Here is a 2,223-nt window from a genome sequence, read left to right as displayed (position 1 = left end):
CCGGGCGGCGCCGAGCATGCGTCCGGCGCGCTCGGCCTCGGCGCGCAGCACCGGCCAGGCGGGCACGTCATTGTCCCATTCGACGAGGCTCGGCACCGGCCCGATGCGCCGGACCACCTCGCCGAACAGCGCCCAGACCGGGTCCGCCACCGGCGCACCATGGTCGTCGATGAGCAGCGGCGCATCCGCGCCGTCCGCCGCCTCGGCATGGCCGCCGAGATGGATTTCGCCCACGAGGTGGAGCGGGAAGGCATCGAGATAGGCCAGCGCATCGGTGCCGTGGTTCACCGCGGAGACGAACACGTTGTTCACGTCCAGCAGCAGGCCGCAGCCGGTGCGGCGGGCGACCTCGTCCAGGAACTGGGCCTCGGGGATCGTGCTCTCGGCGAAGGTCACGTAGGTGGCCGGGTTCTCCAGCAGAAGCCGCCGGCCGAGCGCCTCCTGCACCTGGTCCACGTGCTGCGCCACCACCGCAAGCCGCGCCTCGGTGTAGGGCAAGGGCAGAAGGTCGTTGAGATAGACCCCGTCATGGGTTGCCCAGGCGAGGTGCTCGGAGAAGCTCTCCGGCTGGTAGCGCTCGCACACCGCCTTCACGCGGGCGAGGTGCTCAAGGTCGAGCGGCGCGAGGCCGCCGATTCCGAGCCCGACGCCGTGGACCGAGAGCGCATAGTCCGCGCGCAGGGCCGCAAGCTGGGCGTGGGGCAGCCCGCCGGCGCCCATATAGTTCTCCGCATGCACCTCGAAGAAGGCGAGCGGCTGGCGCGCCGCGGCGATTTCGGCGAAATGCTGCGGCTTGAAGCCGACGCCGGCGCCGGCCGGCAGGGATGTGCGGGTCATCGGTCCCGTCCGAAGGGCGGGGGGGCGGGGGCGCCGCGACGCGCGCGGGCGTTCAGGACTTGATGGGCATGAGCGAGCCCATGCCGGACGGGGTCTTCATGGTGACGCAGGTGCCCTTGGGCACCAGCTTCCAGGCATTGCCCTGATAGTCGACCTTGGAGGTGCCGGCGCAGGTGGTGCCGGGACCGGCGGCGCAGTCGTTCTGGCCCTTCAGGGCGACGCCGTAGCACTTCTCCTTGCCGGCATTGGCATCCTGGGCGAAGGCCGGCGTGGCGGCGCCGAGCACGGCGGCGAGGGCACCGAGAACGGCGAGGTCGAGGGCGGTCTTCATGGGGTATCTCCGTTGCGGATCGGCCGCCTCTGGGGGCGACCATGACGGGAGTTCGCCGGTCGCCGACGCAGCGTTACGCCGCTCACGCGTTCGTGTGAGGCACCGGTCACGAGGCCGTGATCAGGTGCGAAATGCGCGCCCGGCGCGTAACGAAGGCGCCCCGCCGCGCGAACAGGTCAGACGTAGACTCAAGGCTCCATGAACGAGACCTGGACGATGCTGATGCGGTCCGCCCTCGATGGGGACGGTGCCGCCTATCGCGAACTGCTGAGCGCGCTTGCCCCCGCGCTCAGGGCGTTCGCGCGCCGGCTGCTGGTTGCCGCCGGACGGGATGCGGGCGATGCGGAGGACGTGGTGCAGGAGACGCTGCTGGCGCTCCACCTCAAGCGCCAGACCTGGGACCCGGCGACCCCGCTCGCCCCCTGGATCTGGGCCATTGCCCGGCACAAGGCGGTGGACGTGATGCGCCGCTCCGGCCGGCGCGCCGAGGTGCCGCTGGACGGACTTGAGGAATTCCTGGCCGACGCGGAGGCCGAGCCGGAGACGCTTGCCGGCCGCGATGCCGGCCGCATGGTCGCCGCGCTCAACGGCCGCGAGCGGCGGTGGTGGAGGCGGTCTACCTGTCGGGGGCGAGTGTGAAGGAGGCCGGCGCCCGGCTCGCCATGAGCGAGGGGGCGGTGCGGGTGGCGCTGCACCGGGCGCTGAAGCGCCTGTCTGCGGCCCACGGAGGATGAAGCCATGACCCGCAATCCCAAGGGGGATGCGCGCGCCGACACCGAGGCGCTGATCGCACTGATGGCCGCCGATGCCGCCCCGCGCGGCCCCTCGCTGCGCGCCGGCCTGCTGCTGGCGCTGTGTGCCGCACTGGTGGTGGCTGCAGGCGTCATGCAATGGGCGCTGGGCGTACGCGGCGATGCCGTCCCGTCCTTCTTTTCCTCGGCCCGATTCGTCTTCAAGTTCGCGGTGACGGCAGCGCTCGCCGTGGCGTCGGCGAACCTCGCGCTCGCCATGAGCCGGCCGGGCGCGCGCGTCGGCGGCGCGGCAGCGTGGCTGCG

The 2,223-nt window shown here is 72.2% G+C and carries 5 protein-coding genes; 3 read left to right on the top strand and 2 right to left on the bottom strand.

From position 1 onward, the window contains the following. A partial coding sequence (bufB, locus tag AC2W7M_RS24220; protein ID WP_486135557.1) for an MNIO family bufferin maturase occupies positions 1–837 on the bottom strand: 837 nt, incomplete at its 3' end. A 52-nt stretch (positions 838–889) separates the two neighbouring features. Continuing rightward, positions 890–1,168: a BufA1 family periplasmic bufferin-type metallophore gene (locus tag AC2W7M_RS24215; protein WP_486135555.1), complete on the bottom strand. Its 279-nt coding sequence runs from the start codon at positions 1,166–1,168 to the stop codon at positions 890–892. Positions 1,169–1,366: 198 nt separating this feature from the next. Between AC2W7M_RS24215 and AC2W7M_RS24210 the strand changes: the two genes are divergently transcribed. The 3 genes from AC2W7M_RS24210 to AC2W7M_RS24200 all read left to right on the top strand — a co-directional run. Next, positions 1,367–1,807 (top strand): sigma factor, encoded by a 441-nt coding sequence (locus tag AC2W7M_RS24210; RefSeq protein ID WP_486135553.1) that lies wholly within the window; start codon positions 1,367–1,369, stop codon positions 1,805–1,807. Beyond that, positions 1,774–1,902, top strand: coding sequence for a sigma factor-like helix-turn-helix DNA-binding protein (locus AC2W7M_RS24205; RefSeq protein ID WP_486135551.1), 129 nt, complete (start codon positions 1,774–1,776; stop codon positions 1,900–1,902). Before AC2W7M_RS24210 ends, AC2W7M_RS24205 begins: the two co-directional genes overlap by 34 nt. 4 nt (positions 1,903–1,906) lie before the next feature. Next, a partial coding sequence (locus AC2W7M_RS24200) for an NrsF family protein (protein ID WP_486135549.1) occupies positions 1,907–2,223 on the top strand: 317 nt, incomplete at its 3' end.

It is taken from the genome of Xanthobacter sp. BG11Y11_SDJG, assembly GCF_057364445.1.
This window is presented reverse-complemented; position numbering and strand designations above follow the sequence as displayed.

What these genes read in the sequence shown, in the direction of transcription:
- AC2W7M_RS24215 (WP_486135555.1), bottom strand. Translation starts at nt 1,168, where the DNA reads ATGAAGACCGCCCTCGACCTCGCCGTTCTCGGTGCCCTCGCCGCCGTG.
- AC2W7M_RS24210 (WP_486135553.1), top strand. Translation starts at nt 1,367, where the DNA reads ATGAACGAGACCTGGACGATGCTGATGCGGTCCGCCCTCGATGGGGAC.